This window comes from Collinsella sp. AF28-5AC (genome assembly GCF_003457875.1).
Taxonomy (GTDB): Bacteria; Actinomycetota; Coriobacteriia; order Coriobacteriales; family Coriobacteriaceae; genus Collinsella.
Map to the genome: position 1 here is coordinate 254,465 of NZ_QRTA01000002.1, position 24,346 is coordinate 278,810.

Annotated in this window: 20 protein-coding genes and 1 tRNA gene; 20 read left to right on the forward strand and 1 reads right to left on the reverse strand. The window is 61.8% G+C overall.

All coding sequences use genetic code 11. The features are described from left to right. Positions 1–37: 37 nt before the first annotated feature. From DWZ01_RS03040 to DWZ01_RS03120, 17 genes are all read left to right on the forward strand, one after another. Positions 38–949 carry an HAD family hydrolase gene (locus DWZ01_RS03040; protein WP_117848017.1) on the forward strand — a complete coding sequence of 304 codons (912 nt, stop codon included), beginning with the start codon at positions 38–40 and terminating at the stop codon, positions 947–949. Positions 950–1,000: 51 nt separating this feature from the next. Beyond that, positions 1,001–1,885, forward strand: a complete 885-nt coding sequence (gene murI / locus DWZ01_RS03045; RefSeq protein ID WP_117848019.1) for a glutamate racemase — start codon at positions 1,001–1,003, stop codon at positions 1,883–1,885. Positions 1,886–1,939: 54 nt separating this feature from the next. Further along, a complete protein-coding gene (rph, locus tag DWZ01_RS03050) occupies positions 1,940–2,665 on the forward strand; it encodes a ribonuclease PH (protein ID WP_117848021.1) in 726 nt (241 codons plus the stop codon). A gap of 145 nt (positions 2,666–2,810) precedes the next feature. Further along, positions 2,811–3,452 carry an RdgB/HAM1 family non-canonical purine NTP pyrophosphatase gene (rdgB, locus tag DWZ01_RS03055; RefSeq protein WP_117848023.1) on the forward strand — a complete coding sequence of 214 codons (642 nt, stop codon included), beginning with the start codon at positions 2,811–2,813 and terminating at the stop codon, positions 3,450–3,452. Between the two features lie 3 nt (positions 3,453–3,455). Beyond that, the gene (gene dtd / locus DWZ01_RS03060; protein WP_117848025.1) at positions 3,456–3,902 is read left to right on the forward strand and encodes a D-aminoacyl-tRNA deacylase; all 447 of its coding nucleotides are present in this window, start codon (positions 3,456–3,458) and stop codon (positions 3,900–3,902) included. A gap of 128 nt (positions 3,903–4,030) precedes the next feature. Beyond that, on the forward strand, positions 4,031–4,327 hold the full coding sequence (locus tag DWZ01_RS03065) for a Veg family protein (protein WP_006234957.1): 297 nt from the start codon (positions 4,031–4,033) through the stop codon (positions 4,325–4,327). 2 nt (positions 4,328–4,329) lie between these two features. Further along, positions 4,330–5,226, forward strand: coding sequence for a 4-(cytidine 5'-diphospho)-2-C-methyl-D-erythritol kinase (gene ispE / locus DWZ01_RS03070; protein WP_233506163.1), 897 nt, complete (start codon positions 4,330–4,332; stop codon positions 5,224–5,226). Positions 5,227–5,275: 49 nt separating this feature from the next. After that, positions 5,276–5,352: transfer RNA gene (locus DWZ01_RS03075), tRNA-Pro, on the forward strand. A gap of 112 nt (positions 5,353–5,464) precedes the next feature. Then, the gene (gene tatA, locus DWZ01_RS03080) at positions 5,465–5,740 is read left to right on the forward strand and encodes a twin-arginine translocase TatA/TatE family subunit (protein WP_022094895.1); all 276 of its coding nucleotides are present in this window, start codon (positions 5,465–5,467) and stop codon (positions 5,738–5,740) included. A gap of 106 nt (positions 5,741–5,846) precedes the next feature. Next, the gene (gene greA, locus DWZ01_RS03085; protein ID WP_006234960.1) at positions 5,847–6,317 is read left to right on the forward strand and encodes a transcription elongation factor GreA; all 471 of its coding nucleotides are present in this window, start codon (positions 5,847–5,849) and stop codon (positions 6,315–6,317) included. Between the two features lie 79 nt (positions 6,318–6,396). Then, positions 6,397–8,361 carry a lysine--tRNA ligase gene (lysS, locus tag DWZ01_RS03090; protein WP_117848026.1) on the forward strand — a complete coding sequence of 655 codons (1,965 nt, stop codon included), beginning with the start codon at positions 6,397–6,399 and terminating at the stop codon, positions 8,359–8,361. Positions 8,362–8,726: 365 nt separating this feature from the next. Beyond that, positions 8,727–10,295, forward strand: coding sequence for a threonine/serine exporter ThrE family protein (locus DWZ01_RS03095; protein WP_225093848.1), 1,569 nt, complete (start codon positions 8,727–8,729; stop codon positions 10,293–10,295). Between the two features lie 311 nt (positions 10,296–10,606). After that, positions 10,607–11,155, forward strand: coding sequence for a DUF2798 domain-containing protein (locus DWZ01_RS03100; protein WP_117848029.1), 549 nt, complete (start codon positions 10,607–10,609; stop codon positions 11,153–11,155). A gap of 281 nt (positions 11,156–11,436) precedes the next feature. Continuing rightward, positions 11,437–15,876, forward strand: coding sequence for an acyl-CoA dehydratase activase (locus DWZ01_RS03105; protein ID WP_117848031.1), 4,440 nt, complete (start codon positions 11,437–11,439; stop codon positions 15,874–15,876). After that, the gene (locus DWZ01_RS03110) at positions 15,860–16,549 is read left to right on the forward strand and encodes a TetR/AcrR family transcriptional regulator (protein ID WP_117848032.1); all 690 of its coding nucleotides are present in this window, start codon (positions 15,860–15,862) and stop codon (positions 16,547–16,549) included. Before DWZ01_RS03105 ends, DWZ01_RS03110 begins: the two co-directional genes overlap by 17 nt. A gap of 197 nt (positions 16,550–16,746) precedes the next feature. After that, positions 16,747–19,389, forward strand: coding sequence for an ATP-dependent Clp protease ATP-binding subunit (locus DWZ01_RS03115; protein WP_117848034.1), 2,643 nt, complete (start codon positions 16,747–16,749; stop codon positions 19,387–19,389). 214 nt (positions 19,390–19,603) lie between these two features. Further along, a complete protein-coding gene (locus DWZ01_RS03120) occupies positions 19,604–21,061 on the forward strand; it encodes an aminoacyl-histidine dipeptidase (protein ID WP_117848036.1) in 1,458 nt (485 codons plus the stop codon). 80 nt (positions 21,062–21,141) lie between these two features. On the opposite strand, the gene DWZ01_RS03125 is transcribed toward DWZ01_RS03120, so the two are convergent. Continuing rightward, complete coding sequence (locus DWZ01_RS03125; RefSeq protein WP_117745788.1) at positions 21,142–21,720, reverse strand: manganese efflux pump MntP family protein; 579 nt, start codon at positions 21,718–21,720, stop codon at positions 21,142–21,144. A gap of 373 nt (positions 21,721–22,093) precedes the next feature. On the opposite strand from DWZ01_RS03125, the gene disA reads away from it, so the two are divergent. From disA to ispF, 3 genes are read left to right on the forward strand one after another with little or no spacing between them, the layout of a single operon-like run. Then, the gene (gene disA, locus DWZ01_RS03130) at positions 22,094–23,134 is read left to right on the forward strand and encodes a DNA integrity scanning diadenylate cyclase DisA (RefSeq protein ID WP_369796797.1); all 1,041 of its coding nucleotides are present in this window, start codon (positions 22,094–22,096) and stop codon (positions 23,132–23,134) included. Further along, a complete protein-coding gene (gene ispD / locus DWZ01_RS03135) occupies positions 23,134–23,862 on the forward strand; it encodes a 2-C-methyl-D-erythritol 4-phosphate cytidylyltransferase (RefSeq protein ID WP_035137545.1) in 729 nt (242 codons plus the stop codon). The genes disA and ispD overlap by 1 nt, the downstream gene beginning before the upstream one ends. Then, on the forward strand, positions 23,852–24,346 hold the full coding sequence (ispF, locus tag DWZ01_RS03140; RefSeq protein WP_006234975.1) for a 2-C-methyl-D-erythritol 2,4-cyclodiphosphate synthase: 495 nt from the start codon (positions 23,852–23,854) through the stop codon (positions 24,344–24,346). The genes ispD and ispF overlap by 11 nt, the downstream gene beginning before the upstream one ends.

Sequence of the window (24,346 nt, forward strand, 5' to 3'; positions counted from 1 at the left end):
GTCCAAGTCCAAACCCTTCTACGTAAACGGAGTAACCATGTCCCACAATACCCTGCCGACCGTCGCTGAGCTTTCGGGCGAGATGCGCGAGCGCTTGGCCAAGGTCAAGTACGTCTTTACCGACCTGGATGCCACGATGCTCGCACCCGGCTCGTGCGTGCTGCGCGACAACGACGGCAACCCCTCGACCAAACTCGTCGAGGCCGTCGTGGCGCTCGCTCGCGCTGGTATTCAGGTGGTTCCCACCTCGGGCCGCAACCGTACCATGATCCACGAGGACGCGCGCGTGCTCGGTCTCAACTCCTACATCGGCGAGATGGGCGGCCTGGTCATGTACGACCTCAAAGCCAACGATTGGGAGTATCTGACCGGCGACATGCCCTACGACTCCTCTTGCGGCCTCACGCCGCACCAGGTGATCGAGCAGACCGGCGTGTGCGAGAAGATCCTCGCCCGCTGGCCGCACAAGATCGAGTATCACAACGACATGTCGACCGGCTACAAATACCGTGAGGTCACCGTCGGCATGCGCGGCGATGTGCCCGACGATGAGGTTCAGGCCATCCTGGACGAGGCCGGCTGCGGTCTGATCTGGGCTTGCAACGGCCATCTGACTCACCTGTCCAAGCCGACGACGCTCGAGCTCGATCGCGTCGAGGACGGTCGCTCATTCAACATCAACCCCGCGGGTCTCAACAAGGGCGTTGCCATCGCGCGCTTCTGCGAGCACCTGGGGATCGAGCGCGAGGAGACGCTCGCGCTCGGCGATTCCGAGTCCGACTTCTACATGGCCGATCACGTGGGCACGTTCTGCCTGGTCGAGAATGGCCTGACGAGCGCCGGCGCGCCCGAGTTCCTGGCTGCTTGCGAGAACGCTTTCGTTACGCGCGGCAAAATTGTCGACGGTTGGGCGGCGACGGCAGAGCTGCTGGTCGCGGCGCGTTCGTAGCGCGGCGCCGCCGCACTTGGACATGTCTTTTCGAGAGAGACTGGTGAGGTAATGTCCGATATCGAGAATCCGGCAGGCGACACGCGCCCGATTGGCGTGTTCGATTCTGGTTTGGGCGGTCTGACGGTTGCGCGCGCCATCGCGACGGCGCTGCCGCACGAGTCCGTCTACTACTTTGGCGACACCAAACGCTGCCCCTACGGCACGCGCACCGAGGATGAGGTGCGCTCGTTTGCGTTGCAGGCGGGTCGTTGGCTTTCGAAGCACGACGTCAAGATTATGGTCATCGCCTGCAATACGGCGACTGCTGCGGCCTTGCGTCTGGCCCAGCAGGTGCTCGACGTTCCTGTGATCGGCGTGATCGCGCCGGGTGCCCGTGCGGCAATCAACAGCACCCGCACGCGCCGGGTGGGCGTGCTCGCCACCAACCTCACTATTCGCTCGGGCGCCTACACGCGCGCCATTCAGGATCTAGATGCCGGCGTCGATGTATACGGCTGTCCTGCCTCGAGCTTTGTCGAGGTTGTCGAACACGAGCTCGCCTCGGGTGCACATCTGCAGGAACAGTGGCTTGAGAACGAGGACATCTTCGATACGCCTGCCGTGCGTGCGCTGGTGGGTGCCACGGTTGAGCCGCTGCGCGACCACGGTATCGATACCGTGGTGCTCGGCTGTACACATTTTCCGCTGTTGGTGGGACCTATCCGCCATGCGCTGGGGCCTGGGGTGCGCGTCGTGAGTTCCGCCGAGGAGACCACGTGCGAGCTGACCGATATCCTCACGCGCCGCGAGCAGCTGGCGGGCGACGCCGCCGAGCCGCAGCATCGTTTTGCCACGACGGCCGATAACATTGCCGAGTTTGCGGTGGCGGGCAGCTTTATCTTTGGTCAGCCGCTCAAGAGCATCGAACATATCGATATCGATGAGCTGAAATAGATGTAAGGCAGCCGCCAAAGCCTTCGCCTCATCTTTTGCCGAAAGGATATTTCTATGGAGTACATGCAGGTCAACCGCGCCAACGGTCGCGCCGCCAACGAGTTGCGCCCCGTTAAGCTCACCCGTGGCGTCATGAAGCACGCTCACGGCTCGTGTCTGGCCGAGTTCGGTGACACGCGCGTGCTGTGCGCCGCCACTATCGAGGAGGGCGTGCCGGGCTGGCGAAAGGGAGCTAAGGCCGGCTGGGTGACCGCGGAATACGCCATGCTGCCGGCGTCGACCGGCAAGCGCTGCAAGCGCGAGCACGCCAACCGCAAGGGCCGCTCCATGGAGATCGAGCGCCTCATTGGCCGCAGCCTGCGTACCGTCGTCAACATGAAGGCGCTCGGCGAGTACACCGTCACCGTCGACTGCGATGTGATTCAGGCCGATGGCGGCACGCGTACAGCGAGCATCACCGGTGCCTGGGTGGCGCTGCACGACGCCCTCGCCATGTGGGTCGAGGCGGGCAAGATCGAGCGCATCCCGCTTATCGGCCAGGTGGCTGCCATCTCCATGGGCGTTGTCGACGGCAACACTCTGCTCGACTTGGATTATTCCGAGGACAGCCATGCCGAGGTCGACATGAACCTCGTCGCCACCGACACTGGTGAGATGATCGAGCTCCAGGGCACTGGCGAGCAGGCGCCCTTCGACCGCAAACGCCTCAACGCCCTGCTCGACCTGGGCGACAAGGGTATCGCCGAGCTCATCGAGCTCCAGCGCCAAGCCCTCGCCTAACCTACCAAAAAGGGACAGGTTTATTTTGGTAGGTTTTATCTGGGAAAACGTCGAAGTATAAGACTGCCGTTGATTGAGAGGGGAGAGAGGCCGAGGTCCTCGTCGTCCTCAACACGGCATTGCTATAGAGACAAGGAGGCCAGCTATGGCACTTGAGAAGATTGACATCGACACCCTCGACCCGGCGGCGACCATCGTCGTGGCAACCGGCAACGCCCATAAGCTCACCGAGATCGAGGTCATTTTGGGCAAGGTCATGCCCGAGGTACGCTTTGTGGCGCTCGGTCAGCTGGGCGATTTTGAGGACCCCGAGGAAAACGGCACGACGTTTTTGGAGAACGCCATCATCAAGGCGCAGGCTGCGGTCGAGGAGACGGGGCTCATGGCCATTGCCGACGATTCGGGCTTGGTCGTTGATGCCCTGGACGGCGAGCCGGGCGTGTATAGCGCGCGCTATGCGGGCGTGCATGGCGACGATGCCGCCAACAACGCCAAGCTGCTCGTTAACCTGGAAGGCGTGGCCGACGAGGATCGCACCGCGCGCTTTATGAGCGTCGTTGCACTCATCGACACGGACGGTTTGGTCACCTATGGTGAGGGCGCCTGCGAGGGCACTATCGCACACGAGGGGCGCGGCGATCACGGCTTTGGCTATGACCCGCTGTTCCTGCCGGTCGACACGCCGGGCAAGACCATGGCCGAGCTGACGGCGGACGAGAAGAACGCCATCAGCCATCGATTCCATGCGCTCGAGCACCTATCCGCCAAACTGACGGGCGAGGAGTAGGCCGTGCGCGCGGTGGTGCAGCGCGTGCTCAACGCCGGCGTGACGGTCGACGGCGAGTGCGTGGGTCGCATTGGACGCGGCTACCTGGTGCTGCTGGGTGTGGGCCATGGCGATACGCGTGCCGAGGCCGACAAGCTGTGGGGCAAGCTCCGCGGGCTGCGTATCAACGAGGATGAGAACGGCAAGACCAACCTGGCACTTGCCGATGTCGACGGCGAGGTACTCGTGGTGTCGCAGTTCACGCTGTTTGCCGACTGCCGCCACGGCCGCCGTCCGTCGTTTACGGATGCCGGCGCCCCCGATGTCGCCAACGAGCTCTACGAGTACTTCTTGACGCTTGTGCGCGAGGACGTTGAGCATGTGGCGCACGGTATCTTTGGCGCCGACATGAAGGTCGACCTGGTCAACGACGGCCCATTCACCATCGTCTTGGACACCGATAGTCTGTAAGTAATCAATTTGGGACCGGGTTTTTAGCTACTTGCGTATGGCCACAACAGGGTGCTATAGTATTAGAGTTTTGTCTATCTTAGGGGTATTATCCCCTTTTTGAATTGCACCTTCTGGAGGCCCTGTTCATGGAAGAGATGGAAGTCAATCACGTCGACGACATCCACGAGAAGCTGACCGATATGGTGGGCGATCGCGTCAAGGTTAAGGCCAACATGGGCCGTACCCGCGTCGTCGAGCGCATGGGCACCATCAAGAGCGTCCACCCGGCCGTCTTCATTGTCGAGGTCGACGAGCGTCGCGGCCGCAAGTCGCGTCAGTCCTACCAGTATATCGATGTGCTCACCGGTCAGGTCGAGCTGTTCGACCCCGAGAGCGGCGAGCACATCTTTACCCCGCTCGGCAATCAGCTCGAGGAGCATTAACGGTGACCGATCGGTCCCTGACTCTTTCCGCGCCGGCAAAGATTAACCTCTACCTGGGGGTTCATACCGAGCGCGATGACCGCGGCTACCACAGGGTCGATTCCCTGATGGCGGCCGTCGGTCTTTCCGATACCGTGACGGTCACGCCGTCGCAGGCGCTGACCGTCCAGACGGTTCCAGCATCAGATTTTCCCATGCAAAAGAATACGGCGTATCGGGCTGCGGTTGCTATGGCCGAGCATTATGGTCGCGAGGCAAACATCTGCGTGACGATTGAGAAGCGCATTCCATTGTGCGCCGGCTTGGGCGGCCCCTCGACGGATGCGGCCGCGGTCATTGTCGCCTTGGCAGAGCTCTGGGGCATTGATCGCACCGACCCGGCGCTCGACGACATTGCGCGGGGCATTGGTGCTGACGTCCCGTTCTTTTTGCACGCGAGTCCTGCGTTCTACGTAGGCGGGGGAGACGTGCTGGCAACTGAGTACCCCGCGCTGCCCGCGACGCCCGTCGTGCTGGTCAAGCCGCGCGAGGCAAGCGTTTCGACAATTGAAGCCTATCGACGTTTTGACGAGGCCCCGGTGCCTGCGGACGAGCCCGGCGCGATAGCTTCTGCCTTGCGTGCTGGTGATGCTGAGACGGCATATGCGCTCATCCATAACAACCTTGGTGTCATTTCCGCACAGATGGAGTCGCAGATTCAAACGGTCCTCGACTGGCTGCGTAAACAGGACGGAACCGTTGCTGTAGATGTGTGCGGATCGGGTGCCTGCTCGTTTGCCATTTGCGACACCGCTGCCACGGCCGAAAGGCTTGCCGATGCTGCCCAGCAAAATGGCTGGTGGGCCTGCGCGACTGAGCTTATTCCCAACACGGTTCAAATCGACGCGCCAAAGAAATAAAAATTTCTCTAGCACACGACGAAAATCTTTGTTACTATAGTCGAGCTAACGGGTTGTGGCTCAGTTTGGTAGAGCACTGCGTTCGGGACGCAGGGGTCGCTGGTTCAAATCCAGTCAACCCGACCAGAGCATGAGGAGGGACCGCTTCTTGCGGTCCCTTTTTTTAGCTAGTGTTGTGATACCGCGATACCCGCGGTATACTCATTCGAGCTTGTCTCGCTGTATTGTGGAGGTCTACATGTTTGGACTGAGGGCTCCTGAGCTCATCATTATTCTCGTCGTTGTCCTGATTATCTTCGGGCCCAAGAACCTGCCGAAGCTCGGCAAGTCCCTCGGCTCTACCGTCAAGAATATCCGCGAGGGTATGGAGGGCGACGATAAGGCCGAGACCAAGCAGGCCGAGGAGGTCGTGGTCGAGCAGTCCGAGGAGGACAAGGAGATCGCTGAGCTCGAGGCCAAGCTCGCTGCTGCCAAGAAGAAGCAGGCAGAGGACAGCGACGCGGACGCAGAGTAGTCCCATCCCTTTGGGGTGAGCACCTGACCGGCTTGCCCGCAGGCTAGCCGGTCTTTTTCGTTTTGTTGACAGTTGATTGTTTGATCAGAGTTGGGGAGATATCCGTATGGACGCAAGCCAGATCGTACTGACCGCTGAGGGCCGCCAGAAGCTCGTCGAGGAGCTCGCTTGGCGTGAGGGCGATTACGCCAAGGAGATCGTCGAGGACATCAAGGAAGCCCGCGCGTTCGGCGACCTTTCGGAGAACTCCGAGTACGACGCCGCTAAGGACAAGCAGGCCCAGAACGCCGCTCGTATTGCCGAGATCCAGGCCATCCTCGCCAACGCTCAGGTTGCTGCCACCACGGGCGACCTGACCGTCTCCATCGGTTCCACCGTTTCGCTGATTGATCCCAACGGCGAGGTCATGGAAGTCACGCTCGTCGGTACCACCGAGACCAACTCGCTCGAGCACAAGATCTCCAACGAGTCTCCGGTCGGTCACGCCATCATCGGTCACGGCGAGGGTGATTCCGTCGAGGTCGTTACGCCTTCCGGCAAGACTCGCGTCTACACCATCGCCAAGATCGCACGCTAGACCACGGTCCCGCGTAAAGGTATGTTTTCGCTCCCTGGGACCGAATCCTGGGGAGCGTTTTAGTTTGAGGAGCTAACTTATGGCAGAGAACCAGAACGCCGCCGATCAGGCATCGACGCTCAACGACGAGCGCGCCACCCGCCTGGCCAAGCGCGCCGCCCTGTTCGAGGCGGGCCAGAACCCCTATCCCGAGCACTCTGAGCTTGAGGACTACGTCGCCGATATCGAGGCTAAGTACGCCGAGCTTGCCGATGGCGAGGACACCGAGGACGTCGTGAAGATCGCTGGCCGTGTGGTCGCCAAGCGCGGTCAGGGCAAGATCATGTTCATCGTCGTGCGCGATGCGACTGCCGAGATTCAGCTGTTCTGCCGCATCAACGACATGGACGAGGCTGCCTGGAGTACGCTCAAGGCCCTCGACCTGGGCGACATCCTGGGCGTGACCGGCGTGGTCGTGCGCACCCAGCGTGGCCAGCTTTCCGTTGCCCCTAAGAGCGCGACCCTGCTTGCCAAGGCCGTTCGTCCGCTGCCCGAGAAGTTCCACGGTCTTTCCGATAAGGAGACCCGCTATCGCCAGCGCTATGTCGACCTGATCGCCAACGACGACGTTCGCGAGACCTTCCGTAAGCGTTCGCAGATTCTCTCCACCTTCCGTCGCTTTATGGAGTCCGACGGCTACATGGAGGTCGAGACCCCCATCCTGCAGACCATCCAAGGCGGCGCTACTGCCAAGCCGTTCATTACCCACTTCAACGCGCTCGATCAGGAGTGCTACCTGCGTATTGCCACCGAGCTGCACCTCAAGCGCTGCATCGTCGGTGGTTTTGAGCGCGTGTTCGAGATCGGCCGCATCTTCCGTAACGAGGGCATGGACCTTACCCACAACCCCGAGTTCACCACGATGGAGGCCTACCGTGCCTTCTCCGACCTCGAGGGCATGAAGGCACTCGCCCAAGGTGTCATCAAGGCTGCCAACAAGGCCATCGGCAACCCCGAGGTCATCGAGTACCAGGGCCAGACCATCGACCTTTCTGGTGAGTGGGCCAGCCGTCCCATGACCGACATCGTCTCCGACGTGCTCGGCAAGCAGGTCACCATCGACACGCCGGTCGAGGAGCTTGCTGCCGCCGCGCGCGAGAAGGGCCTGGAGATCAAGCCCGAGTGGACTGCTGGCAAGATCATCGCCGAGATTTACGATGAGCTGGGCGAGGACACCATCGTTAACCCGACGTTCGTGTGCGATTACCCCATCGAGGTCAGCCCGCTCGCCAAGCGTTTTGAGGACGACCCGCGTTTGACCCACCGCTTTGAGCTGGTCATCGCCGGCCACGAGTACGCCAACGCTTTCTCCGAGCTCAACGACCCGGTCGACCAGGCCGAGCGCTTTGCCGCCCAGATGGCCGAGAAGGCCGGCGGTGACGACGAGGCCATGGAGTACGACGAGGACTACGTGCGCGCCCTCGAGTACGGTATGCCTCCCGCGGGCGGCATTGGCATTGGTATCGACCGCGTGGTCATGCTGCTCACCAACCAGGCTTCTATCCGCGACGTGCTGCTGTTCCCGCACATGAAGCCCGAGAAGGGTTTCCAGTCCGGTGCCGCTGCCGCCAAGGCTGCCGAGGCCGGCAACGCCGCGAGCCCGTTCGTTACGTCGCTTAAGCCCACGCTCGATTACTCCAAGATCGCCGTTGAGCCGCTGTTTGAGGAGTTCGTCGACTTTGATACCTTCTCCAAGAGCGACTTCCGCGCTGTGAAGGTCAAGGCATGCGAGGCCGTCAAGAAGTCCAAGAAGCTGCTGAACTTTACGCTCGACGACGGTACCGGTACCGACCGCACCATCCTCTCCGGTATTCACGCTTATTACGAGCCCGAGGACCTGGTCGGCAAGACCTTGCTCGCCATTACCAACCTGCCTCCACGCAAGATGATGGGTATTCCCAGCTGCGGCATGCTGATCAGCGCTGTCCACGAGGAGGAGGGCGAGGAGCGCCTCAACCTGATCCAGCTCGACGCCTCCATCCCTGCCGGCGCAAAGATGTACTAGGGGGTTACGCGGGTTTACCAACCCGCGTAACCAGTTGACGCTGCGCGCCGCCCAGGGCGACAATTTGTCATTCAAAAGGCAAGGCATGACCAGAAGGTCTATGCCTTGCCTTTTTCATGCCAACTTGTTCGCCCTGGACGTCGCTCGCTGTCCGTCCTCTATCTGCGGTGTTGCCCTGGTTGGCACTTAGGGACGTTCCTTTTCTGCCGGCACTTGGGGACAGTCCTTGTCAAGCTATTGGTGCAAGGGAGACGACTGCCCAACGGATATTGCGCACATGGCTCGCGTGACAGTCGTCTCTTTTATGTTTCCTTTAGCCGTTGCTGTCTAGGATGGGGGTTAGTCGGCAGGAAGGGAGCGTCTATATGGACGACGCGAGCGAGCGTGCAATCGAAGAGGACATGCTCGATCAGTTCAACTACTTTGATGATGAGGACGAGGAATTGATCGACCGTCGCGAGCCGGCGGCGCTCGATACTTTCGACCTTATTGATGAAGAGCCCGACGAGGACGAGGTCGGATCAGCGGAGCCCCCACAGCCTTCGCGCCTTGACTCGCTGCTTTCGAGAGCCCCCATGCACCACGGCGTTCGTGCCGGCGCGCTCCATATGAAAACTGACTGGCACCAGATCGTGACGGCAGGCGATGAGCTTGCCGTCGATGCGCCACTCACCGATAAGTCATCCATCATCTGCCGCACCGGCATGCTTATGCTGGCAAGCGGAACAGGTGCCTGGCGCGTGCGCGATACCATGAATCGTGTTGCTGCCGTACTCGGCGTCACGATTCACGTCGACCTGAGTCTTCTGTCGTTTGAGTGCACTTGCATCGAAGATGGCCACTGCTTTAACGAGGTTGTCAGCCTGCCCACAACGGGAGTCAATACCCATCGCATTTGGATGATGGAGAGTTTCCTCAAGGAAATCGAGACCTATGGTCGTCGCTTCACGGTACACGAGTATCACGAGATGCTCAGGACCGTTGAGAGCTCAAAGCCTGATTACTCTCCCTGGCAACAGGGCCTTGCGGCAGCCTGTGCTTGCGGCGCCTTCGTCTTTTTGCTCGGCGGCGGCCCTATCGAGATGGCCTGCGCGTTCGTGGGCGCGGGTGTCGGCAACTTTGCCCGCTCCCATATTCTCAAGCAAGGCCTTGGTCAGTTCAGCGCGCTGACGACCGGCGTTGCGCTCGCTTGCGTTTCGTATCTGCTGGCATTGCTCGGCCTTGGCCAGGTCATACCGGGGGCAATGTCGCACCAAGAAGGCTATATCGGCGCCATGCTCTTTGTGATTCCCGGCTTTCCACTCATTACGGCAGGCCTCGACATCGCTAAGCTCGACATGCGAAGCGGTATCGAGCGCCTTTCATATGCCGTATCGATTATTGTGATGGCGACCCTCGTAGGTTGGATGGTTGCCGAGTGTGTTGGCCTGGCGCCGGACGACTTTGCCCCACTGGGCCTTTCGCCGCTTGCCCTTACGCTCCTGCGCGTGGTGATGAGCTTCGTTGGCGTATTCGGCTTCTCGGTGATGTTCAACAGCCCGGTAAAGATGGCCGCGGCAGCTGGGTTGATCGGCGCCGTGTCCAATACCCTGCGTCTGACCCTTGTCGATGCGCCGACGATGATTCCCTTCCTGGGCCTCAGCACGGGAATGCCTCCCGAGGCAGCAGCGTTTATCGGCGCGCTGGTATCGGGGCTGCTCGCAAGCTTGGCTGAAGTCAAGCTCACCTACCCGCGCATCGCCCTCACGGTGCCTTCGATTGTCATTATGGTGCCGGGCTTGTATCTGTATCGCTCGATGTATTACATGTGCACCTTCGACACGGTCAATATGCTCGGCTGGTTTGTGCGCGCAGTGCTCATCGTAGCGTTTCTGCCCGTTGGACTGGGTGTGGCGCGTACGCTCACCGACCCTCGCTGGCGCCACACCAGCTAATTGGTACAAGGGGGACAGGTTACTTTGCACCAAATGAGTTGCGGTGAAATAGGGACTGAATTGTTGCTTAAAGGGTCAAAACAGTCCGTATTCCACCGCAACTTATGGGGTCGGGGGTTTTGGTGCCCTGCATCTCCACAAACTCAACGCTTACGAAGCGCGCGCCGTTCGTGTTAGGGTAGTTCCACCACATAAGTAGTCGCAGACGCGCGTAACACGGGCGGGCGAGATGAAGTCCCAACAGCTCCATCTTGCCCGCCCGTTTTTGTTGCGTGGCGCCGCGGTACAACACAGAGAGGAATCTGCCCTTTATGCCTATCAACAAACGGGAGAGCCTGCTGTTCACCTTTATCATGTGCTTTTGCATGGTGCTCTGGATGAGCATCTACAACGTTGCCCTGCAGCATGGGGCCATCAACGGCGAGGTTGTTGCCGCCGCGTGGCTCGGCTTCCCCGTTGCCTACATTTTTGCCATGTGCTGCGACTGGTTTGTTGCCAGTCCCCTTGCCAAGGGTTTCGCTTTTAAATTCCTGGTCACGCCGGGCAAGAGCTCGCCACTTGCCATGACGCTCGCCGTCAGCTCCTGCATGGTCGTTCCCATGGTCATCATCATGTCGCTGTACGGTGCCTGTGAGGGTCTGACGCACATGCCCGGCGGCATCCTTGCGAACCTGTATTCCGTGCCCGCGATCTGGATGATCAACATCCCGCATAATTTTGTGATGGCGCTGCCGTGGAACCTTTTGGTAGCCGGTCCGATTTCCCGCTTCGTCTTCCGTCGCGCCTTCCCTGTGGGGACGGTTTTCGAGGAGGAGCATGCCGAGCTCTTGGAGCAGGCTATGGCTCCTGAGTGCGAGTAGCTCGCTTAGGGATCTGCTGAGCGCGGGCGACTTGCTTGGTTGGAGCCCTAAGCGTGGATAGCTCTCTCGGCGACATCGCGGGCGTGAGCGGTGCGCATGACCGGAGGGCCCGTGCTGCTCCGTTGCCCGACGTGCTAGCGCGCAGAACAATCTGTTGGTGCATTCGGCGGCTGCTGAAGCGTTTCGGCAGCCGCTTTTTATACGGAGTTTAAATACAACAGTCTGTTGTATTACGTAGAGTGGTATATCTCTAGCGGGAAAAATGCGAGAGACGGAGCATTATGGCGTTGCTAGTAGGACTGGACGTAGGGTCGACGACGACCAAAGTTTACGCGATGCACGAGGATATGACCGAGGCGTGGTGGGGATATCGCCGCCACGGGGCGTGTCAGACAGCGAGCGTGCGCGCCATGCTCGGCGAGCTCGCCGAGCGCTTTCCCCATGAGTCGCTGCGCGTTGCGGTGACCGGCTCGGGTGCGCGCGATATCGCGACCGCGCTGGGCGCCTCGTACGTTCAGGAGGTGGTCGCCAACGCGCTCGCGATCAGCAGGTTCTATCCGCAGACGCGCTGCGCCATCGAGCTGGGCGGCCAAGACGCCAAGATGATCTTCTTCCGCACCAACGATAAGGGAGACATCGAGGTTGCCGACATGCGCATGAACGGCTCGTGCGCAGGCGGTACCGGTGCATTTATCGACGAGATGGCAAAGCTCATGGGGGTCGGCACCGAATCGGGCGAGTTCGAGCAGCTCGCAAGCCGGGGAACGACCGTCCACGAGGTCTCGGGCCGCTGCGGCGTGTACGCAAAGACCGATATCCAGCCGCTGCTCAACGAGGGCATTCCTGCCACCGACCTGGCGCTTTCGGCGCTTCACGCGGTCGCCCGCCAAACGATCGGCGGTCTGGCCCAGGGTATCGACATCGAGCCGCCGGTAATCTTCGAGGGCGGTACGCTCGCCTACAACCCCACACTGGTCCGCGTGTTCCGGGAGCAACTGAATCTATCGGACGATCAGGTTATCGTCCCGCGCGATCCGCAGATCATGGTCGCGCGCGGTGCCGCCCTGTCGCTGACCGACATGTTCGCATCGTCCCAACCGATCGACCTTCCCGACGCTTTTGTCCGGCTGGATAAGCTCGAGACGGTCGCGCCCGCAAGCGGGGAGGGACGTCTTGCCCAGCCCTTTTTTGCCACACCTGCCGAGCAGGCGGATTTTACGGCACGCCATGGCAAAGAGACGCCGGCAAAGGGTCCGGATGCGTATGCGCCCGGAGAGACGGTGCGTGTGGCGCTCGGTATCGATTCGGGGAGCACGACGACCAAGTTCGCCCTGGTCGATGAGGCGGGTGAGCTTGTCGATTCGTTCTACGCGTCTAATAACGGCAGACCGCTCGACGTCGCCCAACAGGGTCTTGTCAGCTTGAAGAACCGCTGGGAGACAGCGGGAGTCACGCTTGCGATCGATGCCGTGGGCACCACGGGATACGGCGAGGAGCTTTTCGCGCGCGCGTTCCACGCCGACTACCATACGGTCGAGACGGTCGCGCACGCCCGCGCCGCGTGCGCATGCGTTCCCGATGCGACCTTCGTGCTCGACATCGGCGGACAGGATATGAAGGCCATCTGGCTCAACCACGGCGTGCTGACCGATATCGTCGTCAACGAGGCGTGCTCTGCGGGCTGCGGCTCGTTCCTCGAGGGTTTTGCCAAAAACCTCGGAATAGCCGTTGAGGATATCGCGACCGAGGCATTTTCGTCCAAAGCCCCCGCCGTTCTCGGCAGCCGCTGCACGGTGTTCATGAACAGCAGCGTCGTTTCCGAGCAGCGGCGCGGTAAGGGTCCGGGCGACATCATGGCCGGTCTCTGCCGTTCGATTATCGAGAACGTGTTCACCAAGGTCATTCGCGTTTCAAATCTCAACCGTCTGGGCGACAAAGTCGTCGTCCAGGGCGGCACGTTCCGAAACGACGCGGTGCTGCGCGCATTCGAGCAGTATCTGGGCAAACCCGTCACGCGTGCGCCCCACCCGGGGCTGATGGGCGCTATCGGTATCGCCCTGCTCGCGCGCGAGGAATGCCGCAAGGGCGACGCCGGCACGTCGTTTATCGGGCTCGATGCCGTGGAGCGCTTCGAGCATCGCGAGTTCGGCGGCGTTACCTGCCGTCGGTGCAACAACCGCTGCCAGCGCGCGGTCGTGGCATTTGGCGACGGCTCGCTTTACGTCACGGGCAATCGCTGCCCGCGCGGCGGCGCCATCTCATGGGATGAGCTCGTGCGCGAGGTTCCCGCGGCGGAGGAGCTGCGTCCGCAGGGTGCTTGCGAGGCACAGGCACCCGGCACGGGGCGCGACCGGACCGCGGCTGCCCCCAATCTCTTTGTCGACCGCGAGAAGCTGCTGTTCGAGTCGTACCCCACGGTTCCCGTCTGCGGGGGGCGCGATGTCACGATCGGCATTCCCCGTGTGCTCGAGCTCTGGGACACCATGCCGTTCTGGTCGACGTTCTTCAGCACGCTCGGCTTTAAGGTGCGCGTCTCGGGACGCAGCACCAAGGCGATGTACGAGCGCGGTCTGGCGCACGTCACATCCGACACCGTGTGCTTCCCGGCCAAGCTCGTCCACGGGCACATCCGCAATCTCGTCGACGCCGGCGTCGACCGCATCTTCATGCCCATCATCACGACGGTGCCCACCGAAAACACCGCCTCTACCAGCGAGTGGATGTGCGCCGTCGTAAAGGGATACCCCTACGTGATGCGCAATTCCGATAACCCGGAGGAGCGTTTCGGCGTTCCGTTCGATACGCCGCTGTTCCACTGGTACGACGAGGGCGACCGAAACCGCCAGCTCAAGGCGTGGTGCAAGGAGACCTTCGATATCGATGCCGACCTGGTTGCCAAGGCGACCGAGCAGGCGGACCGCGCGCAGGAGACGTTTGAGAACCAGCTGCAGCTGCGCGGCAGGCAGGTGCTCGAGAACGTGCGCGAGGACGGCGGCTACGCGGTGGTGATCGCTTCGCGCCCGTACCACAACGACCCGCTGGTCAACCACGGGCTGCCCAAGCTCTTCTCTGAGCGCGGCATCCCCGTGCTGACGCCCGATGCGGTGCCGGGGGTCTGCAACGTCGATCTTTCCAACAGCCGCATCGACATCGTGAACAACTACCATGCGCGCATGCTGTCGTGCGCGGTCATCGTCGCATCGACGCCCGAGCTCGAGCTCGTGCAGATGGGCAGCTTCGGCTGCGGCCACGATGCGTATCTCACCGACGAGATCGCGCGCATGATGGGCGAGATGGGCTCCAAGGTTCCGATGATGATCAAGCTCGATGAGAGCGACGTCGCCGGTCCCATGGGCATTCGCGTGCGTTCGTTTATCGAGTCGGTCAACCGTCGTCGCGCGGAAGAGCGTGCCGAGGGCGCCCGGGTGCACGCGGTCCATCCGCTCGACGACCCGTATAAGGTCAAGTACACCAAGCGCGACCGGCACGACAAGATCGCGCTGGTCCCCAACACCTCCCATGCGTTCTGCAGGCTCATGACCGCGGCGATGCGCAATCAGGGCGTGCGCGCCGAGGCCCTTGATATCGGGCGCGAGGATGCCATCCGCCTGGGCAAACGCTATGTGCACAACGACATCTGCTTCCCCGCGCAAATCGTGATCGGCGAGGCGCTCGCGGCACTCAAGAGCGGTAAGTACGACCCGCACGACGTCGCCGTGGTGACTGGCAAGTATATCGGCGACTGCCGCCTGACGCACTACATGCCCCTGCTGCGCCGCGCGCTCGACGACGCGGGATACGACTATGTCCCGGTGCTCACCAACGACGACGTCGATGCCCACAATGCGCATCCGGGCTTCAAGCTCGGCCTTGGCCCGAGCATCCAGATCGCCTACGGTCTTCCCATGATCGATGCCCTCGAGGCCATGCTTAGGCGCATCCGTCCCTATGAGCTCGAGAAGGGCGCGGCGGACGCTGCGTTCGACCGCGCGCTCGATGAGGTTATCGAGGGCATGGAGCGCTCGGGGCTGAGAGGCCAGGCGACGGGCTTCAAACGCGCGCTTGCGATCATGGACGCCGTTCCGTACGACCGCTCGAACCCGCATCCGACCGTTCTCATCGTGGGCGAGTACCTGCTCAATTTCCATCTCGGCGCCAACCACGAGATCGAGCGCTACCTCGAGGACAACGGGCTCGAGGTCATCGAGGCGCGCATGACCGACGTGATCCGCAAGACCTATTTCTACAAGCATGCGCAGTCGCGCGAGTTCCACGTCGACCTGTCGCTGCCCGAAAAGGCCTGGTACGCCACGGCGGACAACCTGTTCGAGCTCGCGCACGACCGTTGCGACCGCCTGGGCGCGGCGAGCCCGCTCTACGAGCCGCCGACGCGCATGCCCGAGCTCGTGCGCGCGAGCGATAAGATCCTGCACCATACGTTCGATGCGGGCGAGGGCGTGCTGATTCCGGCGGAGATCCTCGAGCACGCCAAGCGCGGCTGCCGCAACTTCGTGATCCTGCAGCCGTTCGGGTGTCTGCCCAACCATGTCGTGGGGCGCGGGCTCATCCATGCGCTCAAGGAGCAGTATCCCACGGCGCAGTTCCTGCCGCTCGACTACGATCCCGACGTGAGCTTCGCCAACGTGGAGAACCGTCTTCAGATGCTCATCATGAACGCCAAGGCGCAGGGGTGCGGTGAGGCGCATGGCGAGACCGCGTAAGGACGCCGATGCGCCCGATGCACGCACCCGTATCATCGAGGCGTTTTGGGAGCTCATCGAGAACAACAGCATCTTCGAGCTGTCGGTTGGCGAGGTGACCCGCGCCGCCCAGTGCAATCGCGGAACGTTTTACTACTATTTTCACGATTTCGATGAACTCGTCGCCATCGCCATAGCCCAGCTGCTGCAGGATAACGAGCTCATCACCGATGCCCTCTGGCATTTTTCGAGCGAGGGCGACCTTTCGGCGTTCGACCGGCGCGACGTCCGCTGCCTGCTGCGGCGCATCGTCATCACCATGAGGGCGGGTGCCGCCGAGCAGGTCGAGCAGGGCATCCATACGATCATCATCGACCGCGTGAGAGAGATCGTCCACCCCGACGGAGAAGAGCTCAAGGCAGATTCGAGCTTTGCGGTGGGCTTTCTGGTCTCGGGCATCATGGGCTTTGTGATGGCGGTCGGCTTTGCCCGGGAGGGCGGCGAGGAGATAGACCTCGAGCAGCTGGGGGACAGCGCGTGCGCGTACCTGAGGGCGGTCGCCATGCAGACGGTTGAAACGGTCGCGCAAGTCGAGGGCGTCGATACATCCGAGCTGCTCGAACGCGTCTCCAAGGAGGCCGATGCCTATCGCGCATCGCGTGCGACGAGTCCCGACGTGGTGAAAGACGTCTAGGGTTTCTCTTGCGGGGCGCCCGTCGCGCATCGCGCGGTGAGTCCCGCGATGCGGTCATAACCTGCATTCATGTGAGCCGGGTTTATAGATATTCCTCCAGCTGTTAACATATACTCCATATGGGTAAAGAGACCAAAGCGCTGCCGCGGGGCGGCGCTTTGCGTTTGAAAAAACTAGCTCGTCTAAGAGGAACTAGCATGTTAGACCGTTTTACCGATCGTGCGCGTAAGGTCATGTCCATGGCCAAGCAAGAAGCGCTCGATCTTCATTCAAATAAGGTGGGCACCGAGCACCTGCTGCTCGCGCTTGCCAAGGAGGACGAGGGCATTGCCGCCGAGGCGCTGCGTTCGCTCGACATCTCCTATGATGACATCATGGATACTCTCAAAGAGGTCCAGACCACGGTTCCCGAGCCCAGTGAGGAGACCGAGGCGGCCAAGCTCGCCTTTACGCCGCTCGTCATTAGCGTGATGGAGCGTTCATTCCGCGTGGCGCGCGAGAACAACCAGACCTACGTGTCGACCGAGCACTTGCTGATCGGCATCGTCGAAGAGGGCAACGGCATGGCCATGGACATCCTCATGCGCCTGGGTGTGTCGTCCGCCTCCATCAAAAAGGCTATCGAGAAACTCACCGCCAAGGACCAGGACAAGAAGCGTCCGCTCGCCGGCGCCGGTGCTGGTCGTCCCGGTGCGGGCCTGCCGTTCTTTAGCGGCTCGGATACCTCTCAGCAAAGGGGGGGTGGCACCGATACGCTTAAGCAGTTCGCGACCAACCTCACGCAGAAGGCGCGCGACGGCGAGCTCGACCCTGTAATTGGTCGCGAAAAGGAAGTCCAGCGTATGATGGAAATTCTTTCGCGCCGCACCAAGAACAACCCGCTCATTCTGGGCGACCCCGGCGTGGGCAAGACGGCCATCGTCGAGGGCCTGGCTCAGCAGATTGCAGCCGGCAACGTGCCCGAGAACCTCATGAACCAGAATATCTGGACGCTCGACCTGCCGGGCCTCGTGGCGGGCGCCAAGTATCGCGGCGAGTTTGAGGAGCGCCTCAAGAACGTGATCCAGGAGGCCACCGAAGCTGACGACGTCATCCTGTTTATTGACGAGATGCACACCATCATCGGTGCCGGCTCTGCCGAGGGCTCCATCGACGCGAGCTCCATGCTCAAGCCCGTTCTCGCACGCGGTGCTTTCCAGATCATCGGTGCCACCACGGCCGAGGAGTTCCGCAAGTACCTCACCAAGGACCCGGCCTTCGAGCGTCGCTTCCAGACCATCGATGTCGAGGAGCCGAGCGTCGAGGACACGGTCAAGATCCTGACCGCGCTCAAGCCGCGCTACGAGGAGCACCACCATGTGCGCTATACGCAGGGTGCTATCGAGGCCGCCGCGAACCTCTCCGACCGCTACATCCAGGATCGCTTCCTGCCCGATAAGGCCATCGACCTCATTGACGAGGCCGGCGCCCGCGCCCGCATCGCCGCCAACCGCGCGCCCGAGCCGGTGCGCGAGGCCGAGCATCGCGTGGAGGAGCTTAAGGCCGCCGCGCAGGAGGCCACCGAGAGCGACGACATGAACAAGGCCGCCGAGATCACCGAGCAGCAAAAGGCTGCCGAGATTGAGCTCGCCGAGGCCAAGGCTGCCTGGACGGCCGAGCTCGACGCCAGCCCGCTCACCATCGATGTCTCCCAGATTGCCGACATCGTGTCCGTGACCTCGGGCGTGCCGGTGTCCTCGCTCACCGAGAGCGAGAGCCGCCGCCTGCTGCAGGCCGAAAGCGTGCTCAAGACGCGCATCATCGGTCAGGACGAGGCCGTCGAGGCCGTTGCCAAGGCCGTGCGCCGCAGCCGCTCGCCGCTCAAGGACCCGCGTCGCCCCGGCGGCAGCTTTATCTTCCTGGGCCCCACCGGCACGGGCAAAACCGAGCTCGCCAAGACGCTCGCCGAGTATCTCTTTGGCAGCAAGGACGCGCTCATCAGCTTCGATATGTCGGAGTTTGGCAGTGAGTTCGAGGTCTCCAAGCTCATCGGTAGCCCCCCGGGCTATGTGGGCCACGACGAGGGCGGCCAGCTCACCAAGGCTGTTCGCCGTCACCCGTACTCGGTCGTGCTGTTCGACGAGATCGAGAAGGCGCACCCCGACATCTTCAATATCCTGCTGCAGGTGTTGGAGGAGGGCCGTCTGACCGATAGCCAGGGCAAGACGGTCGACTTCCGCAATACGGTGATCATCATGACGTCAAACGTGGGCGCCCGCGAGATCGCGCAGGATGCGAGCGTTGGCTTTGGCACCACCGGCGAGCAGAGTCTCACGTCGAGCGAGATCAAGGGCCGTGCGATGGGCGAGCTCAAGCGCCTGTTCCGCCCCGAGCTGCTCAACCGTATCGACGATATTGTGGTGTTCCAGAAGCTCTCGGGCGAGAACCTGACCAAGATTGCGCACCTGCTGGTGGACGATCTGCGCCAGCGCCTGATCGCAAACGGCATGAACATCAAGCTTACCGATGCGGCCTACGACAAGATTGTGGCGGAGGGTACCGACCTCACCAACGGCGCGCGTCCTCTGCGTCGTGCCATCCAAAAGCTCATCGAGGATCCGCTGTCCGAGGAGCTGCTGGCCGGTGAGTGGGGCGAGGGCGATACCGTCCTGTGCGACGTGGTCGACGGCAAGTTTGTCTTTAGCCACGGCACGGGTGAGATTCCGGCGCCGCGTCCGGCGGGTGCACTCGGGGGCGATACCGCTCCGGCGGCGCCGCACACCGGAAACGCCGCGCCTGTGAGCAGTGGCGTGAGCTCGGGCCCCGGCGGCATGATGCAAGCCGGTTCCGGCGCGCTGTAGGGCGTGGCGACAATTTGATACGCGCAATCGAGGCGCTCCGGAAAGGGCGCCTCGATTTGTAGAGCTGCGGTAACTGTGACCGTTACGCTATGCGGTCCACCGTTAGCCGATGATGCGAGGGCGCTCGGCGTTTTCGACTGGTTTATGCACGCAAAGTCTGGGAATATACAAGTCGCATGTCTTACTGTCTAACCAGTTGCGCCAAGGAGGCACCATGGACTACAAGATTACCGGCTACGAGCCCGCCCAGCTGTTCCATTTCTTTGAGGAGGTCAGCGCGATCCCCCGCGGGTCTGGCAACGAGAAGGGCATCAGCGATTTTCTGGTCGCGTTTGCCAAGGAGCGCGGCCTCGATGTGTACCAGGACGAGGTCTACAACGTCATCATTCGCAAGCCCGCATCTGCCGGTGCCGAGAATGCCCCGACCGTGATGCTGCAGGGCCACATCGATATGGTGTGCGACAAGTTGGGCTCCGTTGAGCACGACTTTACGACTGATGGTATCGACCTTGTCGTCAAGGACGGCGTCCTCACCGCTAACGGCACCACTCTGGGCGCCGACAACGGTATTGCCGTCGCTCTGATGCTCACTGTTCTCGATGACGATTCGATCATTCACCCCGCCCTCGAGTGCGTGTTCACCACCGACGAGGAGACTGGCCTGGTCGGCGCCGAGACGCTCGACAAGTCCCAGATTAGCGCCCGCACCATGATTAACCTCGACTCCGAGGAAGAGGGCGTTGCCACCGTCAGCTGTGCCGGCGGCGTCGTCGTTACCTACACCTGCCCGATCGTGCGCGAGCACAAGACCGGTAGCACCCTCACGCTCGACATCTCCGGCCTGCTGGGCGGTCACTCCGGCAGCGATATCCACCTGGAGCGCGGCAATGGTAACCTCATCATGGCCCGCATCATCGACCGCCTGATGGTCGCCGGCGAGCCCGCCATCGTTAGCTTTAACGGCGGCACCAAGGACAACGCCATCAACCGTGAGTGCAAGGCTGTTCTGGTCTACGTCGACCACGCTGCCGCCGAGGCCGCGGCCCAGATCGCAAGGGGCATCATCGCCGACGTCACCGCCGAGCTTGAGGTCTTCGACCCCGGCTTTACCTGCACCGTCGAGATTGCCGACGACGCCGAGGTCGAGGCCATGGACCAGAAGTCCGCGCTTGCCCTCATCCGCGCCCTGCGTCTTGCCCCCAACGGTGTGATCCGCCGCAACGTCGCCACCGACGGCTCCGTCGAGGTTTCCTCCAACATCGGTGTGGTTGCCACCTCTGACGACGAGGTCAAGATCATGCTGTCCCCGCGCTCCTCGATCACCTCGCTGCAGAACGAGTTCAAGGACCGTCTGCAGACGCTGGCCGATGTCCTGGGCTTCGACGCCAAGTTCGAGTTCGAGTATCCCGGCTGGAGCTATGCCGAGCATTCGCCGGTCCGCGACGTCTTCGTCGAGAGCTATCGCGAGCTCTTTGGTTCCGAGCTGCGCATCGAGTCCATTCACGCCGGCCTTGAGTGCGGCCTGTTTGCCGAGGCCCTGCACGGCCTGGACGCCATCGCCGTGGGTCCGACGCTCTCCGATGTCCACACCCCGGACGAGAGCATGGAGCTCGCTTCTGCCGAGCGCTTCTACGAGCTGCTCATCGATGTCCTCAAGCGCCTCGCTGCGTAAAGGTCGCCTTAGTTAAGCCGCTCTAAAACGGCTGGCTATGAAAACGACCGCTTGGCGTAATGCCGGGCGGCCGTTATTCGTTACAGTGCGAGAATCCCCAGATGCTCAAGCAAGATCTTAAGCCCGATGAGGACGAGCACGACGCCACCCACGATGGTGGCGGGCTTTTCGTAGCGCGCGCCAAAGGTGTGGCCGATCGCTACGCCGGCAACGGAGAAGACAAAGGTCGTGATGCCAATGAGCGACACGGCGGGAACGATATCGACCGAGAGCGCGGCAAACGAGATGCCCACGGCAAGCGCGTCAATCGAGGTGGCGATGGCAAGGATTAGATATTCGCCCAGGTCGATCTTTTCGGCATCCTTGCCGTCGCCTTCGTTCTCGTCCTCAGTAAAGGCTTCCCACAGCATCTTGCCGCCGATAAAGGCGAGCAGGATAAAGGCGATCCAGTGGTCGATGGGGCTGATGATGCCCATGAACTGGCTACCAAGGGCCCACCCAATTACGGGCATGCCGGCCTGGAAACCGCCAAAGAACAGGCCGAGTATCACGGCGACCTTAAGGTTGATCCTTTTCATGCCAAGGCCCTTGCAGATGGATACGGCAAAAGCGTCCATAGAAAGGCCGATAGCGAGCAACACAAGCTCTGCGAGTCCCATAGTCTGGCTCCCTCTCTGCGGGCGGGCCCGCGTGTACCTCTTGGGGGAGTAACAAAAAAGACCCGTGGCGTACGCGTTGCGCGCACAGCCACGAGTCTCGTTCATTAAGGCAAGCCAGGCCGCATCGGCCAGTGTGTTGACTTGCCGCGCCACCGGAGGCGAACCCGATCACGCGACTACTCCCTCATTTATGCGAATCCCGATGCTACCACATGAACAGCTGATTTGGGTTGGGCTCTCAGCTGTGTTCGCTCATTCTGTAAGCATCGGATTTCGCAAGCGCCGCAGGGACAAACCGTGAGAAACTATTTAGCGTTTATGGAGCGTATACGATGGGAGCGATGCCTTGGATAAGAACGAGCTGCAAAAGCGTATGGAACAGGCCATCCGCCTGACGGCACCTGGTCAGCCGATCCGCACCGCCCTCGACATGATCATCGCCGGTCACCTGGGCGCCCTTATCTGCGTCGGCGACACCGAAAACGTGCTCGCTGCCGGTAACGACGGCTTCCCGCTCAACATTTCGTTTACCTCGAACCGCCTGTTCGAGCTTTCCAAGATGGACGGCGCCATCGTTATCGATGGCGACCTCACCCAGATCCTGCGCGCCAACTTCCACCTCAATCCCGATCCCTCGCTCGCCACGAGTGAGACGGGCATGCGTCACCGTACTGCCGCTCGCATGTCGGTGCTCACCGATGCCATCGTGATCTCGGTTTCGGCTCGTCGCGCCGTCGTCAACGTGTACGTCCACGGCAAGAGCTACGAGATCCAGCCCGTCACCACCATCATGAGCTCGGTCAACCAGCTCGTCGCCACGCTCCAGACTACCCGTCAGTCGCTCGATCGCTCCCTGCTGCGCCTGACGGCCCTCGAGCTCGACGACTACGTCACACTCGCCGACATTACCGGTATTTTCTCGAGCTTCGAGATCATGCAGCAGGCAAAGACCGAGCTTAAGGATTGCATTGTCAAGCTGGGCAACCAGGGTAAGCTCGTGCAGATGCAGCTCGAGCAGCTCGCGGGCTCCAGCATGGATACCGAATACGACTTGATGATCCGCGACTACGCGAGCGATTCCTCTGAGGCCAACGCCGAGAAGATTCGCGCCGAGCTGAGCCGTATGACGCCTAAGGACCTGTCCGACCCGCAGCACGTGGCGGCAGTTCTGGGCTATGACGACTTGGACGAGGACTCCGTCATGACGCCGCTGGGCCTGCGCACGCTTTCGCGCGTGTCCGTCGTGCGCGACGGCGTGGCCGAGAAGATCGTCGACGAGTACGGCTCGCTGCAGGAGCTCATGGACGACATCAGCGAGGATCCGGAGCGCTTGGGCGACTTTGGCGTCAACAACCCTGCCATTCTTGCGGACTCGCTGTACCGCATGAAGGGCACCAAACAGGGGAACGCATAATGGCGCCCGTATGCGCCGTGGTCGTTGCCGGCGGCAGCGGCCAGCGCTTTGGAAATCCCGGCGGCAAGCAGCTCGTTAATGTGGCGGGCCGTCCGCTCATGAGCTGGTCCATCCGCGCGTTCGATCGTAGCGATAAGGTCGGCCATATCGTCGTGGTTTGCCCTGCCGAGCGCCGTGCCGAGATGCGCCGCCTGGCCATTGACCCGTTTGACTATGACACGCCCATCAGCTTTGCCGATGCCGGCGATACCCGTCAGGATTCCACCCGTGCCGGCGTGCATGCGGTTCCGGCGGGTTTCGAATATGTCGCCATCCACGACGGCGCTCGTCCGCTCATTACGACCGAGGCCATCGACCACGCTATCGACGTGCTCGTGAGCGACCGTGCCCTCGACGGTGTCGTGTGCGGTCAGCCCGCGATCGACACGCTCAAGATCGTTGACGGCGATAATATCGTCGAGACGCCGCCGCGTGAACTCTACTGGGCAGCGCAGACGCCGCAGATCTTTAGCGTCGATGCTATGAAGCGCGCCCACGCTGCAGCCATTGCCGAGGGCTTTATCGGTACCGATGATTCGTCGCTGGTCGAGCGCATGGGTGGGCGCGTCCGCTGCGTCCAGAGCCCACGCGATAACCTTAAGGTGACGGTGCCCGAGGACCTGCGTCCCGTAACCGCGATTCTGCTTGGCCGCATGGCCGAGGGAGAGGACCTTCCCCATGTTCAGTAACCTGCGCATTGGCCATGGCTACGACGTTCACCGTCTGGTGGAGGGGCGTCGATGTATCATCGGCGGTGTCGACATTCCCTACGAGCGCGGCCTGCTGGGCCACTCGGATGCCGATGTGCTCGCGCACGCCTTGGCCGACGCCATTCTGGGCGCCTGCCGTGGGGGAGACATCGGCAAGCTATTCCCCGACACCGATCCCGCCTACGAGGGTGCCGATTCGATGGTGCTGCTTGCCCGCGTGATGGACTATGCGCGTGAGCTGGGCTTTGAGTTTGTCGATGCCGATTGCACCATTGCCTGCCAGCAGCCTAAGATCACCCCGCATCGCGATGCCATGCGCGCCAACCTTGCCCATGCCCTGGGCGTTGACGTCGAAAACGTGGGCGTCGCCGCCACTACGACCGAAAAGCTCGGTTGGGAAGGCCAGGGCGAGGGAATCGGCGCCTGGGCCGTCTGCCTGCTACAGAAAACCGTTAAGGAGTAA